Annotated in this window: 20 protein-coding genes, 1 tRNA gene and 2 pseudogenes; 7 read left to right on the top strand and 16 right to left on the bottom strand. The window is 45.7% G+C overall.

All coding sequences use genetic code 11. The features are described from left to right. Window positions 1–45: 45 nt before the first annotated feature. The 3 genes from RIE73_RS34645 to hetZ form a co-directional block, all read right to left on the bottom strand. Complete coding sequence (locus RIE73_RS34645) at window positions 46–2,373, bottom strand: transglutaminase TgpA family protein (protein ID WP_446405477.1); 2,328 nt, start codon at window positions 2,371–2,373, stop codon at window positions 46–48. Window positions 2,374–2,503: 130 nt separating this feature from the next. Beyond that, on the bottom strand, window positions 2,504–3,619 hold the full coding sequence (locus RIE73_RS34640) for a hypothetical protein (protein WP_446405476.1): 1,116 nt from the start codon (window positions 3,617–3,619) through the stop codon (window positions 2,504–2,506). Then, window positions 3,612–4,775, bottom strand: coding sequence for a heterocyst differentiation protein HetZ (gene hetZ, locus RIE73_RS34635; RefSeq protein ID WP_446405475.1), 1,164 nt, complete (start codon window positions 4,773–4,775; stop codon window positions 3,612–3,614). The genes RIE73_RS34640 and hetZ overlap by 8 nt, the downstream gene beginning before the upstream one ends. A gap of 108 nt (window positions 4,776–4,883) precedes the next feature. Between hetZ and RIE73_RS34630 the strand changes: the two genes are divergently transcribed. The 4 genes from RIE73_RS34630 to RIE73_RS34615 all read left to right on the top strand — a co-directional run bounded on the left by RIE73_RS34630 (window position 4,884) and on the right by RIE73_RS34615 (window position 8,192). Beyond that, entirely contained in the window at window positions 4,884–5,369 is a 486-nt protein-coding gene (locus RIE73_RS34630) for a hypothetical protein (RefSeq protein WP_446405474.1), read from the top strand. A gap of 205 nt (window positions 5,370–5,574) precedes the next feature. Then, complete coding sequence (locus tag RIE73_RS34625; RefSeq protein ID WP_446405473.1) at window positions 5,575–6,861, top strand: WD40 repeat domain-containing protein; 1,287 nt, start codon at window positions 5,575–5,577, stop codon at window positions 6,859–6,861. Window positions 6,862–7,258: 397 nt separating this feature from the next. Next, complete coding sequence (locus tag RIE73_RS34620; RefSeq protein WP_446405472.1) at window positions 7,259–7,477, top strand: hypothetical protein; 219 nt, start codon at window positions 7,259–7,261, stop codon at window positions 7,475–7,477. A gap of 442 nt (window positions 7,478–7,919) precedes the next feature. After that, window positions 7,920–8,192: a hypothetical protein gene (locus RIE73_RS34615; RefSeq protein ID WP_446405471.1), complete on the top strand. Its 273-nt coding sequence runs from the start codon at window positions 7,920–7,922 to the stop codon at window positions 8,190–8,192. Here the strand turns inward: RIE73_RS34615 and RIE73_RS34610 are convergent. The 9 genes and pseudogenes from RIE73_RS34610 to RIE73_RS34570 form a co-directional block, all read right to left on the bottom strand. After that, entirely contained in the window at window positions 8,170–9,045 is an 876-nt protein-coding gene (locus tag RIE73_RS34610; protein WP_446405470.1) for a sugar kinase, read from the bottom strand. The two genes, RIE73_RS34615 and RIE73_RS34610, sit on opposite strands and share 23 nt — an antisense overlap. A gap of 191 nt (window positions 9,046–9,236) precedes the next feature. Further along, window positions 9,237–10,922 (bottom strand): adenylate/guanylate cyclase domain-containing protein, encoded by a 1,686-nt coding sequence (locus RIE73_RS34605; RefSeq protein WP_446405469.1) that lies wholly within the window; start codon window positions 10,920–10,922, stop codon window positions 9,237–9,239. After that, a complete protein-coding gene (locus tag RIE73_RS34600) occupies window positions 10,919–11,314 on the bottom strand; it encodes a response regulator (RefSeq protein ID WP_446405468.1) in 396 nt (131 codons plus the stop codon). The genes RIE73_RS34605 and RIE73_RS34600 overlap by 4 nt, the downstream gene beginning before the upstream one ends. Window positions 11,315–11,370: 56 nt before the next feature. Continuing rightward, on the bottom strand, window positions 11,371–11,670 hold the full coding sequence (locus RIE73_RS34595) for an ATP-binding protein (RefSeq protein WP_446405467.1): 300 nt from the start codon (window positions 11,668–11,670) through the stop codon (window positions 11,371–11,373). After that, a pseudogene (locus RIE73_RS34590) lies at window positions 11,655–14,261 on the bottom strand (ATP-binding protein); the annotation flags it as partial. The gene RIE73_RS34595 and the pseudogene RIE73_RS34590, both read right to left, overlap by 16 nt. 127 nt (window positions 14,262–14,388) lie before the next feature. Continuing rightward, a complete protein-coding gene (locus RIE73_RS34585) occupies window positions 14,389–14,937 on the bottom strand; it encodes a hypothetical protein (RefSeq protein ID WP_446405466.1) in 549 nt (182 codons plus the stop codon). Window positions 14,938–14,995: 58 nt separating this feature from the next. Continuing rightward, a pseudogene (locus tag RIE73_RS34580) lies at window positions 14,996–15,157 on the bottom strand (nucleotidyltransferase family protein); the annotation flags it as partial. A gap of 163 nt (window positions 15,158–15,320) precedes the next feature. Then, the gene (locus RIE73_RS34575) at window positions 15,321–16,448 is read right to left on the bottom strand and encodes an aldo/keto reductase (protein ID WP_446405465.1); all 1,128 of its coding nucleotides are present in this window, start codon (window positions 16,446–16,448) and stop codon (window positions 15,321–15,323) included. Window positions 16,449–16,501: 53 nt separating this feature from the next. Continuing rightward, window positions 16,502–17,008 carry a bifunctional nuclease family protein gene (locus RIE73_RS34570; protein ID WP_446405486.1) on the bottom strand — a complete coding sequence of 169 codons (507 nt, stop codon included), beginning with the start codon at window positions 17,006–17,008 and terminating at the stop codon, window positions 16,502–16,504. 539 nt (window positions 17,009–17,547) lie between these two features. Here RIE73_RS34570 and ribE point away from each other — a divergent pair. Then, complete coding sequence (ribE, locus tag RIE73_RS34565; protein WP_446405464.1) at window positions 17,548–18,243, top strand: riboflavin synthase; 696 nt, start codon at window positions 17,548–17,550, stop codon at window positions 18,241–18,243. Between the two features lie 114 nt (window positions 18,244–18,357). Here the strand turns inward: ribE and fba are convergent, their stop codons facing one another. The 3 genes from fba to RIE73_RS34550 all read right to left on the bottom strand — a co-directional run bounded on the left by fba (window position 18,358) and on the right by RIE73_RS34550 (window position 20,624). Next, window positions 18,358–19,437, bottom strand: coding sequence for a class II fructose-bisphosphate aldolase (gene fba, locus RIE73_RS34560; protein WP_446405463.1), 1,080 nt, complete (start codon window positions 19,435–19,437; stop codon window positions 18,358–18,360). Window positions 19,438–19,613: 176 nt separating this feature from the next. Beyond that, window positions 19,614–19,685, bottom strand: a tRNA-Lys gene (locus tag RIE73_RS34555). A 69-nt stretch (window positions 19,686–19,754) separates the two neighbouring features. After that, a complete protein-coding gene (locus tag RIE73_RS34550; RefSeq protein WP_446405462.1) occupies window positions 19,755–20,624 on the bottom strand; it encodes an aldose epimerase family protein in 870 nt (289 codons plus the stop codon). A gap of 308 nt (window positions 20,625–20,932) precedes the next feature. Between RIE73_RS34550 and RIE73_RS34545 the strand changes: the two genes are divergently transcribed. Together RIE73_RS34545 and RIE73_RS34540 are read left to right on the top strand one after the other, a co-directional pair. Continuing rightward, on the top strand, window positions 20,933–21,166 hold the full coding sequence (locus tag RIE73_RS34545; protein ID WP_446405485.1) for a hypothetical protein: 234 nt from the start codon (window positions 20,933–20,935) through the stop codon (window positions 21,164–21,166). Window positions 21,167–22,135: 969 nt separating this feature from the next. Then, window positions 22,136–22,447, top strand: a complete 312-nt coding sequence (locus RIE73_RS34540) for a DUF6679 family protein (RefSeq protein ID WP_006103541.1) — start codon at window positions 22,136–22,138, stop codon at window positions 22,445–22,447. 117 nt (window positions 22,448–22,564) lie between these two features. Here the strand turns inward: RIE73_RS34540 and RIE73_RS34535 are convergent, their stop codons facing one another. After that, complete coding sequence (locus RIE73_RS34535; RefSeq protein WP_446405461.1) at window positions 22,565–24,202, bottom strand: MBL fold metallo-hydrolase; 1,638 nt, start codon at window positions 24,200–24,202, stop codon at window positions 22,565–22,567. Window positions 24,203–24,515 lie beyond the last annotated feature (313 nt).

The raw sequence follows: 24,515 nt of genomic DNA, 5'->3' as shown, positions 1-24,515 counted from the left end.
AGGATAACTCAATTCCTGTACCAATTCGAGATTTTCCGGAAAAGTTCACCGTCTTAATCCTCGGTTTTGCAATCGGCGGGTTGTTTTGATCCAGTCTCGCAGTCGCTGTCGCAGATTCTCGATATTCGGCGTTTGTTTACCATAACGCCAGCGTACATAAGCCTGGGAAATTTCATCAATCACAGCGGCTGAGTCCGAGGATTGCTGCTGACGCATAACCTTAGCATATTCTAACGGCGTCTGGGCGGGGTGTTTAATATAGCCTTTTGCCCTTAAAACCTTTAACATTTGCTGGTAAAGCCGTTCCATGGGCGGTAATTTCCCTAACCAGCGACGGTAACGCCAGGTTTGCCACTGTACCCAACCTAACCAACCGACGAATCCCAGCGCGATCGCGAAAATTAATCCGCCAAACAATCCCATCCAACCACTGGAGAAGATCACCCACAGTCGCACGATGAGGCGCAGTAGCGAACCCACTACCAGATTCCACAATTCGCCGATAAAATTACTGACGGGTGAAGGTAGCCACCCCGCTACCCACTGCCAAAACTGACGCAAAACACTAAAGGTTGCCGTATCTTCCACACTTTGAGGGACTAATTCATGTCCGGGAATGGGGTCAAAGGCAAACCAGCCATAGTTGGGGAAATAAACTTCCGTCATGGCATAAGCATCGGTATTTTTGACCACATATAAGCCCGTGAAGGGATTAAACTGACCCGTACCAAATCCTACGACTAACCGCGCCGGAATCCCAATCGAACGCAGCATGATGGTTAACGCCGTGGAAAAGTGATCTGGATAACCGCCTTCGTGTTTAAATAGAAACGCTTCGACTAAATCCTCGTCTTCTTGTAAATAGGGAAGTTCCAAGGGATTATCGGGAATTCGATACCGTTGTTTCAGCGCTTGAGCTAAATACAGCGCCTTCTCGTAGGCGGAGGTGAGGGGGTTGGGGGAGGTGGCTAAAAGTTGTTCGGTTTTTTCACGTACCTTATCGGCGATGTCCGGTGGCACATCCAGATAGTATTTCTGGATATTATCGGGATAAGTTTCCGGGACTTGTTGGAGTCGGGTGCGATCGCGCACGGGAACTTCAGAGATTACCGTATAAGTTAATCCTTCCAGTAAAGCAAGGGGCGATCGCAAACTACCTTCTGTGTCAATTCCTACTTCCCTGGTGGGAAAATAGAGTCGCTTCGGATAACTTAGGGCGGGAATAATATTCGGCAGTTCCGATACGGCGGTATAACTTTGAATCACCGTTTTCGTCCGACCCAGATTAAAGCTAGTGGGATAGAGTTGAAATCGATAAGACCAAGGGGGACGACTCACCTCTACCACCTGATCTTCGCGAGACAATTCCCATCCCTGCCCTGTATACTGATCAAACGCCTGTACCCGCCAAAAGCCAGGGGCTTGGGAACGCACCCGCAAGACGACTTTTGGTTTTAGGGCGCCTCGGAGATTCTGGTTAATCTGAGTACCAAAGCCATAGTAAAACGTTTCATCCATTTCACCCGGACCTCGACTAGGAGAGGTTCCCTCACCACCAGAACCCTCCCCTTCACCCTCACTCACGTATCCGGGATTATTCACCCCCCGATTATTCCCCTCAAACGAGCGCTCATCCAAATCCATAGGCGCACTCACGGGAAAGGTTTGCAGTTGATAACCGGGAAATCGAGGCATTAGGGCGAAAATCCCTAAACCCAGGGCGATAACAACTAATAAAAATATGCTTAACCGTCGTAGTGACAGCGGCGAAGAACGTTTAGCCTTCTTCCTAGACGTTTTCCGTTTTGGCGTTGGCGATAAACCGATACGGGATTGGTAATCGAGAATCAGTGTGGGTAAAGCAATGGCTAAAAATATCAACAGTAGCGGTGCAAACGCTAAGGTTTGGCTCAGGGTTCCTGCTACCCCCAACAAAATCAGCCCGATTACCATCGAATAGCCTAAATCCTTGCGCCGGGGCAAGTCAAAGCTGTGGAGAACTTGGACTTGAATCAATAATTCTGCGAGAACGAGGCGGGTATCATTGAGGCTGGCTAATAAATTATTAAAGAATACCCCCATAGCGATTAGCATCCCAATCGCCAAAAAGAACTTAACCGCAATGTTGCGATGGCGGCGACGATACCAACTCCAGGTTGCTCCCACGATAGAGAGGGGTACAGCCCAGACACTCATCTGGGTTTCAGCAGCAATATCGGTGGCGATAATTCCCACAATCACTAGCCCCTGGACTAGGACTCGTAATCCGACCGAGTCTTCGGTTTGAGGCAGTGGCATTGTGCCAAGACGCTGCCACACCTGATTTAGACCAGGTAGACGCCGGATTCGCTGCATCCCTGAAGGGTTCGACATAACAATTGACTCTCTTGTGTGCGAGATGGCTGTTAGCTTAAATTCACGGGTTCAATCTATTGTATCTAAGTCCACAGTCGGGAGTGAGAGAAGCTCCCAAGTCTAACAGCTAGCACTTAACCCTTACCCCTTACATCGTTGGGTAAATCGCAAAAACCAAGGGGTTTTGGTCTGAGTCTTGGAACCGAATTTCCAAGGGATAGGTTTGATTCGGTGGCAAATCAAAGGCTTCAACACTCAGGTAGCCGGAATAGGTGCGTTCTGATACGGCTGAACCTTCAGGTGTCCGCAAGGTCAAACTGCCAGGTTCGGGCAGATGGGTGATCACCCGCAGGGTGGGAACACCTTCTTGGATCTGGTACTCAGCTTGGACGGTGACAACACCGACAGCGGTTTGCCATTGGCGTTCAACCGGAGGCTGGTTGGGTGAAATGGATACCGTTAACGTGCTGATAATCTCTTTAGCCGCTAACAATGCCAGAATCATTTGTTGCTCTGGGGTTGCCTCATCATAGGGTGGAGAGGGGAGTTGCTTGAGCAACAGTTGCGGTTGTTCAGGGTCACGACCCGATCCGGAAGACAACAGTACCATTTGCGCTTGATTATTCAGCAACTGGAATTGGGCGGGGAATAAGTTTTCCACAGCCTTGACCATTTTCCGCCCCAATTGATAGGGGGAGTAGACAGATTCCGAACAAGCGTTAAACAGGGTAACTAAAACGTTTTCGGGGATGGGGACAGGTAGCGGTAAGTTCAAGAGTTGGGGTGTCCATACCTGAACCGATGGAACCCCATTGGGGGCTACACTGTCTGAGATATCAGACTCGTATTCATGAATATTCGTCTCCCAGGGGAATAAGGGGGGATGACGCTCAATTTCAACTTGCAGTTTGCGCTTAATTAGCGCCTCAAAACGATTTTGCACGATCGGCATATCTCCCAAGTTGTAGGGGCGGGATGTACCGCCCGGTTCAATGTCCTCACGAGTAGGAATGTCTTGTGAACCCACTCGCGTGTGGTCATTAGCGGTTTCGCCAGTTATAGTGGGTGCAATATTCACGTCTTCAACATCCAGTGGATCTAACTCATCAAATTGAAAATTTGCTGCTTCTAACTCATCGATAGGGTCTAACCCGTCGGGTTGCCCAGGGATTGATGATGTAGCAGCAGGAACGGACTCTTGTAGCAGCCAAGCCATTAGGCGGCTGTATAGGGTGTCCGAGTTATTGTTTATGTCACTATTCATCTTCAGATGCACCTGATCCGGATACTGAACGATTGCGAATATCCCAGGCAATTTCCAGCAATTTAAACCATCGCTTGTCAACCTGAGTCACTGTACAACCTAGGGCTTGGGCTATTTCTTGGGTGGGATGACCCTGCTGCTTGTGATACAGCAATTCCCGCTGTTGGGGATCAATTTTGTTCTGAAATAGCTGCCACTGGTAGGGGGTTAACCCCAGATTTTTTTCTAAATCGGCTTCTAACCATTGATGAACCAGTTCCCAACGGTGAGAAAGGGCAAACCGAATTAAATGATACTTAAATCGTTGCTGTAAGTAATCCCTCTGACGGGGGGTTAATCCTAATATCTCCTCAATTTCGCTGGTCGGCAAGTCTTGTAGGCGCAGGGTGAAGTAGTCGGCACAATCATGTTGTTGTCGATCTTCGAGATAGGCGAACAATTCTTCAACCACCTTATCCCGCAGGTTGGCTTCTAGGGGTTCAGGTTCAGACGCCACCATCACCTCTCGCACCTGCTGAATCGCGGCATCATTCCAGGTATTTTCTGAATCGGGAGTCCCCCCTTCAGCGGCGGTATCCATGTCTACCGAGGTTTCTGGGGGTTGCTGTTGAGAAAAGGTTTGCGCCCGCAGGATCAGCAGTTGCTGGGATCGCCGTCCGGGTAAAGGAATCCGGCGCTTGGCATAGCGTTCGGTAAACGCCATGTACTCCGACAACTCCAGAAGCGATCGCGGACGATAATTCTCGTCAATGGATGTCTCACGCCGAAAGGCATTTAAGGATTCGACATAAAATCCCTGTAAGAAATCTTCAATCAGGGTAACGCGGGCTTGATAGCTCGCGGGGGTTTGAGATGGGGTAATGTAACGGTATACGATCGCACTCAATGTACTCTGGAGATCGATTCGTCCCCGATGAGATCCAAGGCGGTAATACTTTAAGACTTGTTTGAGGCGATGGTTGGCTAGGGTCTTTGCCCAGCTTTCAACATCTCCAGACGTCTTAATTCGATGGCTTTCATTACAAATTCGAGTAACTTCATTCGCTAAACGCGCTGCTACATCCCGGCAATTCTGCTCGGATGCAGTCGTAGACTGCCGGAGTTCGTTAAATAGCAGTTGAAAAATAGCCTCCACGCCCTGGCAGACTTCCCTCATGATGTTCATTCTTTCACAAAGACCCTAACACACATACGCAACAACCGTTTTAATCTGGGTTTAGACTCATACATAGCAGTAAGAGGTACTCGAAAAGAGGATCACTTGATGGATTTAACCCAACAAATTCAAGCTCTGATTGACAATGCCCCGGCTGACGGGACGACGCCGAAAATGGTTGAGGCGATTGCCCCCGTCCTAACCACGCTTGCCAGTCAGTTACACCACTCGGACTATCATATTCTCCAAACCCTCGATCAAGGTTGGGTGGTAACGACCCTGAGTAATCGTGCCCAGCCTGAGGTCGAAAAAAATGTTGTCTATGCTTTTCCTACACTCAAAGACGCGGCTGATTTTCAGTCCAATTGGGACCCTCAAATCATCGCGATGCCCGTGCCAGTCACTCACATTTTGTTCCAGATGTTAGCCCTGGACACGGTAAATAGCACCGTTTTCTTTGATACACCTGGTAATTTAACAGCCGGAACTGAGGTGCGTCGAGAGGATCTGCAACGCTTGGTGCAAACTCAGCTCCAGCATACTCACTCAGCACCTCGGTCATATCCTAGCAACCTCCCCCCAGATATTGCTTAATTTAAATTAACCTACAGCCGCTAAAATTCTAGAGACTTGAGGGGAGAGCGATCAACAAACCGCCCATTCGGTGCTGGAGGTTTCTCGAACCTTAACCGTTGAGGTTAGCTTCAACGCTGCTGTTTTTTGGGAAAACCCTAGCTTTTCTATTGTAAGCGGTTAGATCCAGTGTCAACGCCTGTAATTCATATCACAGAGGATAACCATGTCTGAATGTCCTGTTTGTCAAACCCAATATATCCCAGGCAATGTGCATCGTTGCTCTGTCTGTGGGTGGGATTTAACCCCCTATCCACCTGCCTTGGCGCAGTCTGTCCCCTCAGAATTTTGGCAGCAGCAGTCCACTCAATTAGATTGGGCGAGGCAGATGTGGGCAAAATGGTCATTTTCCCAACGGGTTTGGCAGACACTTTCTCCCCTAAAAGAACATTTAGCCCAGATTCAACAGCAGCTTCAGGACGCCCAACAGGAACGGCAGGATTTACGGGAGCAACTGCAACAATTGCTGCCGCAACTGGATCAGCCCTTACCTACACTAAACACTGAAAGTTACCAAGAGTCAACACCACTACCTCCCCTGGAAGTCGCCGTTTTAAATTATGAATTAATTGAACATCAATTCACGCTCAATGATTTTTCTGACTCGGTATTATCGGCTGCCATTAGTCCAGATGGCAAAACCTTAGTCAGCGGCGGTTATGACAACCTGATTAAATTGTGGGATCTGCAAACTCGAGAGATCATTCACACCCTTTCTGGACATACCGACTCCGTTGTTTCTGTTGCCATTAGTCCGGATGGTAAAACCTTAGTGAGTGGCAGTGCGGATAATACCCTGAAAATGTGGAATTTAAACACTGGCACCGAAATAATGACGGCTGATGAACATTTGGATTCCGTCTTATCCGTGGCGATTAGCCCAAACCGCAAAACCGTAGCCAGTGCCAGTTCTGACGGTACCATTAAGCTGTGGGATTTGGTCACCGGCTATGAGATTCGCACGTTATTTGGTCATACAGACGCCGTATTGTCAGTGGCGATTAGTCCAGATGGACAAAATTTAGTTAGTGGCAGTTCCGATGATACGATTAAAGTTTGGAATCTGAAAACCGGCAAAGAAATCCGCACCTTAACTGGGCATAGAAATTCAGTTTTGTCGGTGGCAATTAATCCCGATGGACAAACGGTCGTGAGTGGCGGATATGATGATACGATTAAAGTGTGGAATCTGAAAACCGGCGAAGAAATCCGTACGATTATAGGTCATGACGATTCTGTCTTATCGGTTGCTGTCAGTCCAGCGGGGCAAATGTTAGTTAGTGGCAGTTCTGACAATACCGTTAAGGTTTGGCATCTGAAAACGGGCGAAGAAATCCACACCTTAAGGGGTCATTCTAGCTCAGTTATTTCCGTGGCGTTGAGCCGAGATGGTAAAACAATCGCCAGTTGCAGTTCTGATAAAACGATCAAGGTTTGGCACGTTTTGAGTTGATGTCATTTGTTATTTGTCATTGGTCATTGGTCATTGGTCATTGGTAAGAGGCTAACTTTACCTAACGTAATATCGTTCAGTTTATTCTCACCATGACTGGATAAGCGTTTTAGTCCATTTTAATGGACTTAAGCTATTAGCCCGGAGTTTGAACTCCGGGCGGATGTGGGGACTGACTGAAAAATCTAAAATTCTCTCTAAAATCAATTTAGAAAATCTTATAATTGGTAGAATACTCTAATGATCATCTCCTTTTAACACGCTGACCTGCATCACTTTTGTGAAAGACTTGAATCACATTTCAAGTTGAACGATATCACAGACGCTACAGCTTATCATCACGGTATTCTTTGACAAGACCATTTATGCTAGGTAACGTAGAGTTCTGACTTGTCCTATGCAAGTCCCCGTTAGACTTTTACCCGGCGCGATCGCCGATTTATTCGCCCAAGTTAGTATGTGTGGGAAAATTACTCTGGCAGACCGATATGGACTCATGGCAGCTTTATTGGAGGACAGTCTTACCGAAGAAGAAAGAAATTCCATCGATAGGTTACTCCATTCCCTCTGTCGTGGACGTATGCAGATCGTGAATGAAATTTCGCGAATTTCTTGATAGTTCTTACTCCCACTTAATCGACTCGCCAAGATACATGTCTTAGAAAATTTAAAATGGCTCGCATCACCTGTGGAGACGTTCCTTAGTGTTAAGGGGCGTCTCTTCATTTATAGCAGATGGCAGAAGGCAGGAGGCAGATGGCAGAAGGCTCCAAGGGAAAAGATTGACTGGTCAAGGTTTCAGCGTTGGGCTTTGTCCTAATCGCCTTGGCGACTGCTATAAACTTGAGTAATTTGTGATATGTCTCACTAAAATAAACAGACTTTAATCACATCTTTATACTTTTATAGTTACAGTAAACTCCGGAGTTAGTCACAGTCATGAGGAGACTTGAATTACATAAAGATTCGACCATTGTCACTAATAAATTAAAATATCAATCACTTGATAAACCGAGTAAATATCTCATAGTAAAAGGGTTGAATTTATGCGGAGTAACATGAAACTTCAAGTGCAACTTCTACCGGGCGCGATCGCGGATTTATTTGCTCAAGTCAGTTGTTCAGGCAAGATTACGCTGGCTGATCGATATGGACTGATGGCAGCCATCTTAGAAGACTCGATCACACAGGAAGAAAGAGAGTCCATTGATAGACTGCTGCGGGCGTTTCGCAAGGGACGAATGCAAATCGTTAATGAAATTTCCGCCGAACCGTTTTGTGCTTGTGCTGAGGTATCTTTATCAGGAACTAACTTAACGTTGAAACATTAGACGTCATCCACTGACGAGTGCCAAAAAATTGACAAGAGTGGGCGGCAACTTTTGCTGAAGCAACGAGGGCATCAGTAAAGGTCTGTTCGAGGATAAAGTGACAAAACGCCCCATGAAACACATCACCAGCTCCCAATGTATCAACCGCATCAATACAAGGTACTGATAATTGACCCGATGTTTCCTCACAGAAATACTCAATCGGTTTTTCTCCGTGGGTAATCGCAATATGGGGAATTCCAGCGGCGCGAAGATAAGCGATCGCCTCTGGGTGAGTGTCACAATTTGGCGGATAAAAATTCGCCGAGCAAACGGCATAATCGACAAAGGACAAAAGATTCTCTAATCCAGATTTCCAACTCCCCCCATCCAGGACAACTGGAATCTGACGGGATTTTGCTGATTGCGCGATCGCACGACTCACTTCGATTTGATGACCATCAATCATCACAATCGTAATATCTCGGTCAATATCCGGCGGTAGTTGCTCGATCCCCGCTTGCATCTTCGCCGCATTAATCGAAACCACTGCGCGATCGCCCGTCCCTTGGGTGACAATAATTGAAGAAATCGGAGGGGGACTGGTTGCTGTCGGATCTAAATCAGCCAGCGTTACCCCTTGATCGTGCAAATCAGAACGGATCAGGGGTGTAATCGGGTGAGTTCCCACCACGCCGAGGATTGTCGCGTCATCGCCTAAATAACTAAACGTGACCGCCGCGTTTGTAGCTGGACCCCCAGCCGCCACGGTATAGTCAGAAGCGGCAATTTTTTCATTTTGACTAGGTAGCTTAGGGCTAAGGTACACTAGGTCTAATGTGACCATGCCAACGAAAAGCCCATTGTGTGTCATGGATTGTCTGTTGAGAACGATTGAGTAACGAGATGATCATACTGGACTTTAAGTAGGTGGGAGCAATGAAAAATAACGGCGGGGATCGTCATTTATCCTTTACTAGGGCTTTAGGGAGCTTTACATAAATTAATATAATTGAGCTTATTTTTACCAACCGATTTAAACTAATTTTTGCGCTTTAAAGAAGCTTACTTAAAATCACTATTACTTTGAACACACTGTTCCAGATAGATTTGGGCAACACAATCGCCCATATTTTCTTTGACACACTGGTTGAAAAGAGATTTAGCTTTCTCAACTGACCCTTGATAGTAGTGAATCAGAGCGGCTTCAAAAATCGGCTTTGTTGCTAATTTTGCTTGTTTTTGGACGGGGGGATCAGCCTCAAACACCTCAAATATTCCCACTTTTTGAACTTTCCCCCGCACTTGCACCTGACCAATTAAACGCAGATCATAGTTCATCGGTTCTTCGAGTTGAGCCAAGGTGTTATGGGAAATTAGCAGTGGAGTGTGATAGATTTTGGTTAACTGTTGGAGGCGCGAACCGAGATTAACTGTATCACCAATAACTGTAGTATCGATGCGAGAACCACCACCCACTGTTCCTAGCATTAAATCTCCGGTATTGATGCCAATGCCAATCTCAATAGGTTGTCGCTTGAGTTGTTGTCGGCTTAAGTTATAGTCAGCGAGAATTTTTAACATCTTTACTCCTGCCTTGATTGCACGATCAGCACTCCCTTCAAAGAGTGCCATGATTTCATCCCCAATATATTTATCAATAAAACCACCATTTTCAACAATTGCAGGTTCCATACGTCGAAGATAGCCATTGATAAACTTAAATGTATCCTCTGGGTTCATTTGCTCCGAACGAGTAGTGAATCCACGGATATCAGCAAACAAAACCGACATTTTTTTCTCAATGGATTCTCCTAGTTTAATTTCGGTAATATTTTTGCGGGCTAGAGAGTGTAAAAATTGACGAGGAACAAACTGGGAAAATGCTTCATTGAGCTGGAATAACTCTTGGGTAAACCGCTCTCGTTTCGCTTCTGCTTTTTTGCGATCGCTGATATCATAGAATGCAGCAATTGCCTCGAATATCTGACCTGTATCATCCCGCAGGGGAGTGGTTAAGACTTCTAAGGGAACGATCTTATCGGGATGATGAATTTCCAGATCTTCAGCATGAACGATTTCTCCTTCTAGAGAACGCACTATGGGCAATTGCTCGGTAGGATATAATGTGTTACTTCCCACCTGATAAACCTTGAAATCCGTGGAGAGTTGATCCGTCTTTGTCTTCAGTAAAATGTCTAGTTTTAGTAATTCCTTGACTTTATGATTAGCATAAGTCATGTTTCCCGTGGTGTTATGAACTGTTACACCAATTGGCATTGCTTCTAAAATCTGATTCAGGCGACGCTCATTTTCTCGCAGTTGAGCATTCTGTTGTTCCAGTTGTTTGATATGCTTATACTTATTGAGCGCTTCTTTAATCGTTAGATTAAGATCAGTGGCATCCCAGGGTTTAGCAATATAGCGATAAAGGTTAGCTGAATTGACAGCATTGCCCACAGCATCGACCTCCGCTTGACCCGTGAGCATAATTTTTAATATATTGGGATACTGGACATGAATCTGAATGAGAAGTTCGTCGCCTCTCATTCCTGGCATCAGATGATCAGAAACAACGGCAGCAATTTCGATGCTTTCTGCATATAATTCTTTAATAATTTCTAGGGCTTCTTCACCACTTTCAGCCACTTCAATCTGGTAATCTTGACCAAAGTTCCGTTGTAACTCTTCGGCGAGACCTTCCAACACCATTGGTTCGTCATCGACTAAAAGAATTGCTAGTTCGTTCATACCGACTCTAGTGCTGTTGTAATAATTTTGAGTAACTCTTCTTTCCGCCAGGGTTTATGAATGCAGCAGTATAAATTAGCTTCCCGCTTTGCCCGCTCAATCGCTTTCTCATCCGCTTGCCCGGTTAACATAATGGTTGTAATATCACCAAATTGTTGATGGACTTTCACTAACAATTCATCCCCCCGCATTCCCGGCATTAGCCAGTCAGAAACAATTACCACAATCTTGACTCCCTCTTGATTAAGTTCTTCAATAATTTCTAGGGCTTCCTCTGCACTTTCAGCCGCCTCATACATAAATTGTTCGCCAAAATGACGACTAATTTGTTCTTGGAGGCTTTCCAGAATCACGGTTTCATCATCAACACATAAAATTGCGACTTCATTCATAGTTTTAGACGGGTTGAGCGAAAGGTTTAATATTGTTAGTCAAGTTTCTGGTTGGTTTACTGTAGCGGCAGAGTCAGCGTGAAAGTGGTACTGCCAGGAACAGAATCAAAGGTTATCGTCCCCTGATGTTTGGCTACAATCTTCTGCACAATATCTAAACCTAAACCACTACCTTCCCCAGCTACTTTGGTGGTGAAGAACGGCTGAAATATTTTATCCTGAATATCTAAGGGAATACCAGCACCAGAATCTGTAAATTCAACAACAATTCCTTGATTGTGTTGACCCACGCTGATGCGAAGTGTCCCTTTGCTATCCATGGCTTGAACAGCATTGTGAATTAAGTTCGTCCACACCTGCACCAATTCATCAGGATAGCAAGCAATTTCTGGAACAGGTTGATACTGATGAACATCCCCGCCACAAATAATGCCTCTGGTTTGATAGTTTTCGCCTCCAATTGGGAGGCGACCTGAAGTGCCAACTGACCAAACTTTACTCCCGCATCCACATTTCGTAAAAGATTACAAGTAATGACACCATAGGCAGCATAAGCTAAAGCTGAAACCGAGATATTTCCATATTGAATGGATAATTTAACGGATAAGACAACCAATAAGAGAAACAAGGGAGAACCGGATACATAAGCAACAGGTATGATGCTATTGGCAATCTGAATAATGGCGATTTTTTCTTTATCCGTCATCATCGGCAGATTAACTAAGTCTTCAATTTCTCGATTTCCAATCAGTTGGTTAATCTCTGCAACGGCTTGTTGAATATTGCTTTCTGTGGGGGCTTCGGGAAAAGTTACACCTAATTGTTGCAAGACTTCTTGAGCAATTACAATAGCTTCACTTAGTTTATTGTGGGAAGCATTTGATAAGATTTTCAGTCGATAAACATGGACTTGATCGAGTAAAGAATGTGCCTGTGTAATAACCGCCCTAACAAACTGTTCCATCGCCTTAAAGTCACCACAAAGAGAAGCTAATTCAGCCGCTATGTCATAGAGATATAGAGTCATGTCATATTGCCGTTGCCAAGGGTTTTCGCCTAGCAAAAATAATCCAGTGGTGGCATATTCGCGACCTGCTTGATAGGCTGTGCTACTTCTCGCTTTGCGACAGGCGATGAGATTTAATTGGGCTAATTTATCTCGTTCTTTTTGTTCGGTAATGAAAGCTGTTCCATAGTTTAACTGATTGACTAACTCAAAAATGTAGTCCTCTCGCGTTTCTGGAGGTATCTTTTGGAGCAACAGTTGTCCGATGTGATAATGAGTAATTTGTTTTTGGTTGTCAGGAATCAAAGCATAAGCAGCTTGCTGAACGCGATCGTGTAAAAAACGATAACAAACGGATACGGTATCCGTTTGTTGTTCGCCTACTTTATCCTCCTGAAAAAACTTATAGTTTTCAGTCACAGGAAAAACTAAGCCTTCTTGTAATGCGCCCCAAATATCTGCGGCAACCTTGTCCTGGGACTTTTCACATACTACTGCTAATGTCTCTAGATCAAATTGATTACCAATACAGGCAGATAGTTTTAATATTTCCTGTGTCGCCTCTGGCAATTTCCGCAATCGCTCCCCCATGAATGCCACCACATCATCTGTGAGGGCTAACAGTCTTACCTGTGCCAAATTGCACTGCCAGTATCCTAGTTTTGCTTCAAAGGTAATCCAACCATCCTCATGCAACCCTTTCAAAAACTGAGTGGCAAAGAATGGGTTTCCCCGCGTCTTTTGATAGACCAATTGGGATAAGGGGGTCGCAATTTCTGTTGAACATAGCAATGTATCGGCAACCAAACGAGTGATATCCTCTTCGACCAATGCAGTTAGCGTTAAAGTATCAATATTCGCCCCTTTTTTACTGATATCATTCAAGGTTAACATTAAAGGATGCGCGGCGAATACTTCATTATCTCGATAGGCTCCCAACACTAATAAATATCCTGTCTCTGACTCATCCATCAACAACTTCAGTAGGTTCAATGAAGCGGAATCTGCCCACTGTAAGTCATCGAGAAAAATAACTAAGGGATGTTTTTTTGTCGTAAAAACGCGCACAAATTTTCCAAATAGGAGATTAAAGCGATTTTGGGCAGCACTACCTGACAGTTCAGGGATAGGAGGCTGTTTGCCAATGATCTGTTCTAATTCCGGAATCACCTCAATGATTACTTGACCGTTTTCTCCCAGCGCTTCCAGAATTTTTGCCTTCCAATTAGCTAACTCTGCATCAGATTCACCGAGCAATTGCCCCATCAAATCTCGGAAGGCTTGCACGAAAGCTGAGAAGGGAATGTTGCGATTGAATTGGTCAAATTTCCCCTTAATGAAATAGCCCCGTTGCTTAACGACGGGTTTATGAACTTCATTAACGACAGCTGTCTTGCCAATCCCGGAAAACCCAGCCACGAGCATTATTTCTGTTGCTCCATCAGCCACTCGCTCAAAGACATCTAGCAAGGTTTGAACTTCGTTTTCTCGCCCGTATAGCTTTTCGGGGATCAGGAAGCGATCGCAGATATCTCGCTCCCCTAATTTAAAGGAGATTATACCTCCCGTAGCTTGCCACTGTTGGAGACATTGCTCTAAATCATATTTCAAACCCAAGGCACTTTGATAGCGATCTTCAGCATTTTTTGCCATCAATTTAATGACGATATCGGAAATAATCGGAGGAATTTCTTCCCCATTCCCGAATCCTTCAGGTATTCGGGCAATATGAGCATGGACTAACTCCATTGGATCACTGGTGTCAAAGGGTAGCTTTCCCGTTAGAAGTTCAAAGAAAGTGACACCGAGAGAATAGAAATCTGTGCGGTAGTCAATCCCCCGGTTCATGCGTCCCGTTTGTTCAGGAGAAATGTAGGCAAGGGTTCCTTCTAAGCCGTTAGGATTGGTTAACGTTTGCTGTTCTTTGGGCAGTAAACTGGAAAATTGTGGATTGGATTAAACCCTCTTCCCTTCTGCCTTCTGCCTCCTGCATAAAAGCCTTTTCCCCACCACAAGACTCCCTGTAGCAGACCCTAAGTAGTCAGCTAGACATTAGATGATCTTCCATTCAGGGAATTCGTTGCACAGGTAAACCCGCTGGTCCCAAACCCTCAAATATCAAAACCTCACAGGATGGCAAACCTGGAGTCGTATAATCACAAGTATAGGTAGCTAAGGGTTCGGCTCGATCATTGAAGACTCGGACATTATAGTTATAGTCTCTAGCAACCGTGCCAAAATGATTAATAAAGCTGTATCGTTCTAAATAATTAAGCAGTGTCCACGGTTGACGGCTAACCACCAAATCCACCCGCTGCTCATCTTGGTAAGCCAGCCAATTCACGAGGAGTTTACCACCGAACTTATCAAACTGATCTTCTGCCCACCAAAGGCTGGGAATTGTAATATGTTGCTGGGAGATGGTATTGGCTGTAATGATATTGGCAGGTAGGACAGCCTCAGGTTCTAGGAGTTCTGTTTCCAGGGGGACTAAGGACGGTATTGGTGCAGAAGTACGTTGCGCCGTTGCTGTTGGTGAGAGCAACAGCGGGGATGAAATGGCGATGAGCCAAATTTTAAATTGCCCTAATTGACTGAACACTGATTGAGTTATCATCCCTTCTCTCCTAGTTAACTCTCTTCCTGAATTATCCTTATCCTATCGTTAGCTAAATCAGCTCTCGTCTTTCCAGACATAAAAAAAAGAACCCCGGAGTTTTTCCTGGCTCAAACTCTACCAAAAAATCTATATCGCTCTCTGGTGTAAAATCATCTCTTAGTACCGAACCAAATAAAGACAGTTTTTGGATACCGTTGGCTAGTTCAACTCTTGTCAATTAGGCTAAGTAGGTTGGTGGAAATAAACTTAACTAGATTAAGTTATGTAAACAAGCCTCAAACCCTTACTGTTCCCTGTTCCCTGTTCCCTGTTCCCTGTTCCCTAATCTCCACCGTTAACTTTAATTGTGTCCACCTACTTAGGTGATCGCTACTGCTAATTTACCCCCACAGCCGACGTCGAGGAGATCCATTGAGACGTTGATGAGTGTCGGCTAGCAAACCAGGAATATCCAGTTGTTCCGGACAACGGGGTAAACAGTCACCACAGCTTGTACACCGATTCCCTTTCACCCCAGCAAACCAGTGACCCGCATTTTCAAACATGCCATAGCGGTATTTGCCGTAATCTGTCATATCATAAGCTACTGCCAAATTCCGCAGCCTTAATACTTCTGGAATATTAATCATTTCCGGACAAGGCAAACATTGGTAACATTGGCTACAGCGCTCCGCCCCTAAAGCCCTCTCAGCTTGGACTTCTAACCGAGAAAATACTTCTATTTCCTGGGAAGTCAGCGAGTCATCTCGATCCGCCACGGCTAATGGTGCGTCTAATTGCTGTGGATTAGCTGGTCCGATACTCAGGGTGGTAATTCGGCGATCGCTCAATAAAAAGCGATAGTTCAACTCTAGAGGTGAGAAGGGATAGCAGAGTTCGATGAGTTTCGCCGGAGGAGTGTAGAGTCGTCCACCCTTATCAGCCGGAGAGATGATAAACACACCCATATCCTTCTGGTGTGCTAATTCTACGGCTGGGGAATGGCGCTGAAAGACATAGTAATAATGTAGGTTGATAAATTCAAATAAATTGGTCTGGATTGCCGCTACTATCACCTCTAGGGGTGCATGAGTGGAAAAGCCGACGTGTCTAATCCGACCCTCGGCTAAGGCGTCTTGTATCGCCTGCATACACCCACTAGGGGACTCCACCCAGGTCAGATGTTCCCAGGTGTTGATCCCATGAATCGCTAAGCAATCCAGATAGTCTAACTGTAGACGCTCTAAGGATTCATTGATCCACTGATCCATGACCTGAGGATCAGGGGTTGGGGGTAGCTTAGTGGTAATCGTGAGTTGTTCTCGTGGTACGGATAATGTTTTGAGGATAGTCCCCAAATACTGCTCACTCTTACCATAACTACGGGCGGTTTCGAGGTGATTAATCCCCTTGGCGATCGCATACTGTACAGTTTCATGCGCCTCTGACTCACACGCCAAGCAGCGCATGGTTCCTAGGGAAAACACAGATAATCTCAAATTCGTTTTCCCAAACCGTCGATAGCGCATTTTTTATCTATGAACCGATCCCGAAATTTGACGGAGTAAATGTTGGACGACTCCTAAGCTTCACCACCCGTTTTAAATCCTTTATGCTGGGAAAAGTCGTCCGGTCGGATGTTGGAGACAAATTCCCTAAACGCTCGTCGTTCCTCTTCATCCGCATCTCGATCAACGGGTATTGATGCATCCGCGATCACTTCTTCCATCACCCAGATTGGACTATCGGTACGAAGCGCGATCGAGATCGCATCGCTGGGTCTAGCATCAATTTCTTTTTTGGCTTCACCCTGACGAACACAGAGGATCGCATAGAAGGTATTATCTTGGAGTGAGTGGATAATAATCCGCTCCAGCTTCATCTCCCATGTTTCCATGAGACCCACGAACAGATCATGTGTCAGAGGGCGGGGAGCTTTTTGGCGTTCCAAAGCGCTGATAATTGCTTTTGCCTGATCTTGTCCAATGTAAATCGGCAGAGCGCGTCGCTCTTGTGAGTCTTTCAGCAGCACGATTGGGCTACGGGTGACAGCATCTAATGCAATTCCAGCAACTTTCATTTCAATCATTAGCTTAGCCTCTAGAATACAGTCGGCGTTGAGGGCATCAAAGCGAAGCAGTAAAGCCACATTGGATGGATTGAAACTAGAACAAGTATACTAGCTTCCCTTTACTTCACCGATTAACCCCAGAATCAGTCCTCTATCATCGAATTGGGCATAGATCAAAAAGATTATCTTCTCCAAGTATGCCCCAGTCTCAGGACGTTTGTTTCGGGACTTTATGAAAAAAACACATAACCGTTCATCCTTGTCCCCAATAGCTCTCTAGTGGTTAATCTCCCTCGCTTTGGTGAACTGCCACCTCCTTGCTTTGTCTCCTAACCTTAAGATAGACTCGTTTTGATAAGCTATGAAGTAAGTGCTTCAAGTGCTTAAATTGTCACTTTGGCTTGATGTACATCACGGTCTTCGGGTAGTACCAATCCTTAAACACGAATTAGTTGAGAAGAGTTCCTCAGTTCGATTTACCCTCCACTCCCCCCACAATCATTTTATCACGGAGCCTCTATAATCGGTGATCTGAGACCAGCTACTTTGATGACATCGTGTTTACAGGATTAATTCAAGCCCTAGGAACCTTGCAACCACTCGGCGGCGATCGCTTTCAATTGTCTTGTCTTCCTGACAAAGCCGCCGTGATTCTACAGGATCTTGCCATTGGTGATAGTGTAGCCGTTGATGGAATATGCTTAACTGTTGAGGAAATCTTGTCCCAAGGTTTTGTAGCAACAGCTTCAGATGAAACCTTGAGCCGTACTACTTTGGGGCAACGGCATCAAGCAACAACTTATGTAAATTTGGAAACATCGGTACGAGTAGGCAGTAAACTAGGGGGACACTTTGTCACAGGTCACATTGATGGCATTGGTTCTCTTCAGGATTCTGTAAAAACAGCAAATTCCTGGATTATGTGTTTTACTGCACCAGCATCTTTACAAACGTCATGGCAACGTCATGTTGCTCGTTTTCTGGTGCCAAAGGGAAGTATTGCGGTCAATGGCGTCAGTTTGACCATTGCTGAGTGTGATCCGCAGGGGAGTTGGTTTAAGGTGGCAGTTATTCCCCACAGTTATGCACAAACCAATTTGAGTTATTTGCAGCCTGGGCAATGGGTGAACTTAGAAAGCGATATTTTAGGCAAGTATGTTGAGAAATTGTTAGGGTATCAAGTTCCCAGCGCGAATTCTTTACCGATGAAGGATATTTCCCCCGAATTTCTCGCCGAGCATGGGTATTTGTGAATTAGGATATTCTTGCTGTCTGTTCCCTGTTCCCTGTTCCCTGTTTCCTGACCCAAAAATCCCCCGTCGCCTTAAACGGGGGATTCGCTCAAATGGGTGTTACCCAGTCAACGATTAAGCAGTTACGGTCTGCTTAGTAACAGCCGCTAACTCGCCTTTAGCATACTTAGCCGCAAACTCATCCAATGTGATTTGCTTAATCTTGCTCGCATTACCTGCCGTACCGAATTGCTGATAACGATCCGAGCAAACCTGCTTCATGTACTTAATAGAAGGCTTCATGAAATGGCGCGGGTCAAAGTTTTTGGGATCTTTGGCAGCCGCTTCACGGATTGCTGCCGTGATCGCCAAACGATTGTCGGTGTCAATGTTAACCTTACGCACACCGCTCTTAATGCCCTTTTGAATTTCTTCTACAGGCACACCGTAAGTTTCCGGAATTGCACCACCATACTGGTTGATCATGTCAAGCCACTCTTGGGGTACAGAGGAAGAACCGTGCATGACCAAATGGGTATTCGGTAGACGATTATGGATTTCCTCAATCCGGCTGATGGCAAGAATTTCACCCGTGGGCTTACGGGTAAACTTGTAAGCACCGTGGCTCGTGCCAATCGCTACAGCGAGAGCATCAACTTGGGTGCGCTCAACAAACTCAACCGCTTGATCCGGGTCAGTCAACAATTGTTCACGAGACAGCTTGCCTTCTGCACCGTGACCATCTTCCTTGTCACCCATACCCGTTTCCAAAGAACCGAGACAACCCAGTTCTCCTTCAACGCTGACACCGACAGAGTGAGCAACTTTTACCACTTCAGCCGTGACATTGACGTTGTACTCGAAGCTGGCTGGAGTTTTGGCATCTTCCTCCAGTGAACCGTCCATCATCACACTGGTAAAACCATTGCGGATAGCCGAGTAGCAAGTCGCAGGACCATTACCATGGTCTTGGTGCATAGCAATGGGAATATGGGGGTAGGTTTCTACTGCCGCTGTGACTAAATGGCGCAGGAAGTTCTCACCTGCATATTTGCGAGCACCGCGAGAGGCTTGTAGGATCACGGGGCTATCCGCCTCATCAGCAGCCTGCATAATTGCCAGGATCTGCTCCATGTTGTTTACGTTATATGCTGGAATGCCATAGCCATTCTCTGCCGCATGATCCAAAAGCAGCCGCATGGGTACGAGCGCCATAAAAAAGTCCTCCTAACTTTAGGTGTTTTGTCAGCTAGTCGTTTTTAGAAACTTAATTCTTAGAATAATCTTAAGATATTTTTCAGTTTATAGGAAATTATCTGGTCAAGATTCTAAAATTAGTCTTCTTTATCAGCTTTATCGCTTCTGGTTATAAAAAAGTGGATACGAGAAAATGGGTCGCCTGGGATTCGAACCCAAGACCAATCGGTTAAAAGCCGAGTGCTCTACCGCTGAGCTAGCGACCCATAATGATCAGGCGTTTTTACGCGCCGTTTTCTACAATAACAGAAATCACCGAAAATGTAGAGGATTTTTCAAAAAAAAGTGACGTTGAGCTGTACTGAAGTCTCCAAACTCTCTCCAGGAGACAATTTGGTGAGATTGTTTCCTGTGTTTAAGGCATTGCGGGGAGCGCTCCAGGGTTCCAAACAGTAGTAGTCTTTGCCCTTAACCGTCCAGAAGACTAGAGTTGAGTAGGGTTCACCGTAGGTCAGGGTTAGCTTGAAGCGCCGTTGCTGGTCTGTCACCGTTGCCGATTGATCCGTGACCGGGCGAAAGGCGATATCAATTTCATCCTCACTCCAATCAAAGCCACCCGTGAAGGAGGAAACTTGTCCGGTTAGCTGATCCTGATACTCCGAAGCCGGAATCTCGAACTGGAGTTGGGTTTTATCGACACTCAAAAAGTATGGATGCAATCCTGTGGCAAAGGGCATAACCTCCGCCGACTGATTGGTATAGCGCTGGTGAATTGTCAAGGTATTGCCCTGAAGTTGGTACGTGAAGGTGAGTTGCCAGTCGAAGGGATATACAGCGCGAGTTTGGTCGTTACTAGTCAGGACTAGGGTGAGGCTAACTAAGTCATTGGTCACTCGTTCTGTGACCTGCCAGGGTAAATCGCGGGCGAAACCATGTTGTTTGAGCGGATAGGGTTTGCCTTTATGGGTGTAGGTATTGTCCGGTAAGTTGCCGCAGATGGGAAACAGAATCGGGATACCCCCCCGTACACTCAAGGTCGGATCTCGAAACCGTTCGGCATCAAAGTAGAGAATGTCCTGACCTTGAACACTCCAGTGAGAAATCAGACCGCCGCGTTCGGGAACGACTTCCAACCGAGACTGAGTGTCTTGGGCAGTGAGGATATAGGTTGAGTATTGCTCCTGTTTCAGGGCGATCGCAAACATGGCTGGTGTTGATTTCCTTAGTAGTTAAGCGGCTGGAGTTAGCGGCACGACTAACTTTAACAAAATCTTCTCAACAAAATGGTGCTAATTTTACAAATTCTTAACAAAAAGCCTATAGGATAGTACATAAGCAGTGTAATTTTAGGGTTCAGAGGTGCCTACAGGCAATAAGTTGGTGGGAGAGTGACACACATCACTCTAAATTATGCTGAGAATCACACCAAGCAACCGACAGTTATCAACGTCTTCAACCCGAAGATCGTCGATACTGTTAAGGGTATCCCTATGATTACAACTGCTTGGTTACCATGATTCTTCGCACTCTTGTCCAATCGGCTCTTAAAACCGGCTGCCTCAGCGTTGCTTCTGAGGGGTTAATTCGCCAAATTCTGGAAATAAAAGGATACCAAACATCAGACCTTGAGGCTTTGACTGTTCTTTATGAGGCGGTGAAGTCAGGTCAAATTGAGCGGGAGGCTCATGATACTCGTTTTCTGTCATTTCCTGAGCTGCACAGGCAAAGTGCAATAACAGGTGTGTAAACTCCCTAGCTTCAACGAGACTCAGTACAGAGTGATTCAGTAACCAAGGGTTTGATCTGACTTTTCAGGGAAAGTTTTGCAATCGGCTGGGCTGCAAGCCAATTAAGGGAATCGTCGGTTCACGAAATTATGGATTTAACTTCAACTTGTTCTCATGAAAATGAAAAAGTACCCCAGTGATAAATGGGGTGACAAAAGCGAATTTGGTATCACACTGTAGATTTTTATTTTAGTGTGCTAGTAGAATGAGACTCAATTTCCTATGAATCACCGATTCAATGTGCTAACATGCTACCAAAGGGTTAATTCCTAGCAAGTCTCATTTGCCCAGCAACAAAAAGCTGGCAAGTCAGCGGTGGACGTAAACCCTTAGCAAAAGCCTTAAAAAGTAGGTTGTTGCATGTTCCTCAGTGTAAGACGCAGGAAGCGTTGCTAACAAGTGACGCCAAATGCAACCTGTACTGCACCCCTAGGGTAAGTGTAGGATAATGTCACTGTTTAACCTTCAAATACCTACAGAGTACCTATCAACCAGGATATATAACCTGGATCACAGTGCGCTAGTCTCAATGGCGAAATACACGGTTTCCTTTCCTCGGTTTGGCTATTTACCAATGCCAATCCCTCGAATATCGGTTATAAGCTCACAGGTGAAATTGCTCTCCACCTTTACCTTGAGCCGAATTATAGCCAATGTTATCTCGATTCCGTTGAAGAACTCAAGGTTTTTTTTGTCTCGTGAAAAATACCCTGAATTGATGCTCCAAATTCCGGTTAAATGTCAGCTAAAGTTTTCTGCATTAACTGTGAAATCTAAGGATAGTAGGGATTTCGCCGTTGACGAGGGAAAACTGAGTCAAGTTATCCGACGTTAAGCTTGGATAAAAACTGTCCCTGAATTATCCTAAAAACCGGGGCGACTTGCTCCCAGACGTATTGGAAGAGTTATCTGCTTAGGAGAAGCCAAATATGCTACACCGCAAGATTTATCAACTGTGTTGCGATGGTCGTGAGGTCTGTATTTTCTTGCGGGATCAGCAACGTTGGATTGAACGCGCTCATATTGTTGATATTGAAGGGGATTTAGTCACCATTCGCTACGAAACCGATGAAGAAGACGAAATTTGCTCCTGGGAGGAAATGGTGCGCTTAGAAAGTATCGGTTCAGTGACTCAAAAACTGGCTTCTGTGACGCGAGGAAATTTTGACCCGCTCGTGTCTGACGATTGTCCAGAAGCCGAACAAATTCACCCACGCTTCCCTGAGTCTAATCAAGAGTAAAAAATTAGGTGTCATTGGTCATTGGTCATTGGTCATTGGTCATTTGTCATTTGTCATTTGTTTCCCCTCCGCTCCTTTGCTCTTATAGAAGGGCGGATTTAATGTAGGGGATATCCTCTAAGTTTCTGCGGGAGGTGTGATCGGTTCAAACACTGGACAATATCCTTCCGGTGTAACTTTAAACGAGTAGAGGGGAGAGGCAGAATTCCAGCAGCGCTGACCCCGTTGATGGCGACAGTTGGCACAACACTCAATATTAGCAGGCATCTTTACCGAACTGCTCTGATTGAGCAGTTCACGTTGGGATAAGCCACGTAACACCAGTTCCTCTCCTTGCCAACGCGCTTCTACTAAACCGGTATCCGCAAAATCTTGCCAGCGCGGATCAGCTGCAATTGCTTCGGGTAAGGTAATGGTCACCACCGTACCCAACTCAGTTAACTCTCCTTCATAATTGGTTTCTGGTGGTGGTGCGGGTTGGATAAATGTCTCGCCAATTGGCAGTTCAATCAGAGTTCCTGCTGATGGGGTATGGAGATGATAGCGGTTTTGTAACTCTTCCAATCCAGCTAAGTCAGCCAGGTACGTAGGAGAGCCATGAACAAAAATAATATGTTGAGGACGAAGATTATGGATTAACTGAGTGGTTCCTAAACAATCACTATGCTCGGTTAACCGATACGTTTCGACCTCTGTAATGTTCAAGTCAGGGGTGGGAGGGGGATATCTCAGGCGTTCGGGTTGCAGCACTGTCCAGGATGTGGGGTTAGGATGACAGTAAACCCTCAAGTCAGCGGTTTCGTCCGTTAGAACAATGCTGGTGTTTTGAGCGATCGCACTTCGTTGCTGCTGATCTAAGCGACGCACACGCGGTTTCACCCGTTCATCCCAAAATAAGGGTTGATGGCGAGCAAAGTTTTGTACCGATGGGGGAAGGTGAGGTAGGAGTTCTAAGTAGGCGTCGCATCCCTGGGCAACTGTACCATCTACCCAAATATCCAGATCGCGTCCCGTAAACTGGTGATGACTCCGCAGCAGCATTAAGATTTCTTGACCCAAACCCAAGGTGGGTACTGGTAGCAAAATAGAGCGATTTGCCGCCAATGCTTGATCAATCCGTTCCACGAGTTGATTCTCTTGTTGGCGTCGATGGGCGTGTCGCGCCGTACCATAACTCCCTTCGATAATCAAGACATCTAGCTTTGTACCTCGTAAGGCTTCAATAGACAACCCTTCAACCAACCGCGAATTTGATATAAAAAAGTCACCTGTATACAGGAGCCGATAGGTGCGATTCGGACTCGTATAGGTTAATAAAAATGCGGCGGCTCCCGGTAGATGTCCCGCCGGAAACAATTGCACGCTTAATCCTTCGCGGAATTCAATCGGCGATCGCCAAGGAAGTGCTTGACAGAATCCGGGAATCTCCTTTGCCGATAAATGCGTCCAGTTCAGGGGTAAGAGTTGAGTGGTTACTTCACTGGCGTAAATTGGTAATTGGGGAAAGGCTTGGTGCAGTGCTAGCAACCCCTGGGCATGATCGCTATGGGCGTGGCTACATAAAACCACATCCGCCGAAAAATTAGCTTCAGCTTTTAGCGGCGAAATGTCTTCTAACCCACAATCGAGTAGGATGCGGTGGGGTCCCATTTGCACCAGCAAACAAACTCCCTCTGCACCATGACCAACACCATAGGCAAAACAGGCTAATTGATCATCCTCACCCGAGGATGTCACTGGGCGTTGATTGCTCATGAACTTTGAGAAGACAGTTCTGTGCTTTGCCAGTTGCTTGACAACTGACTCACTTGAAGAACCCTATACATCGACAATGCTTCTAAACCTGATTCATCGACATTTTCAGCCTTGCTTTTGCGGTTCAATTCCTAGTGATAACCTGATTTTATGGACGAGTCTATTGACGGTATATCAGTAACATGCTACTGCTCAATTAACATGTAGCCAATATCTGGGCTAGCTTATCCCAGCTTAGTGGGCTGAACCGTTGCCGTGATAGTTGTCTGAATCATAGAACCCGTTCTTCGTGCCAAAAATGAGAGCGGATATG

The sequence above is a fragment of the Coleofasciculus sp. C1-SOL-03 genome, from assembly GCF_040220555.1.
Classification (GTDB): Bacteria; Cyanobacteriota; Cyanobacteriia; order Cyanobacteriales; family Coleofasciculaceae; genus Coleofasciculus.
This window is presented reverse-complemented; position numbering and strand designations above follow the sequence as displayed.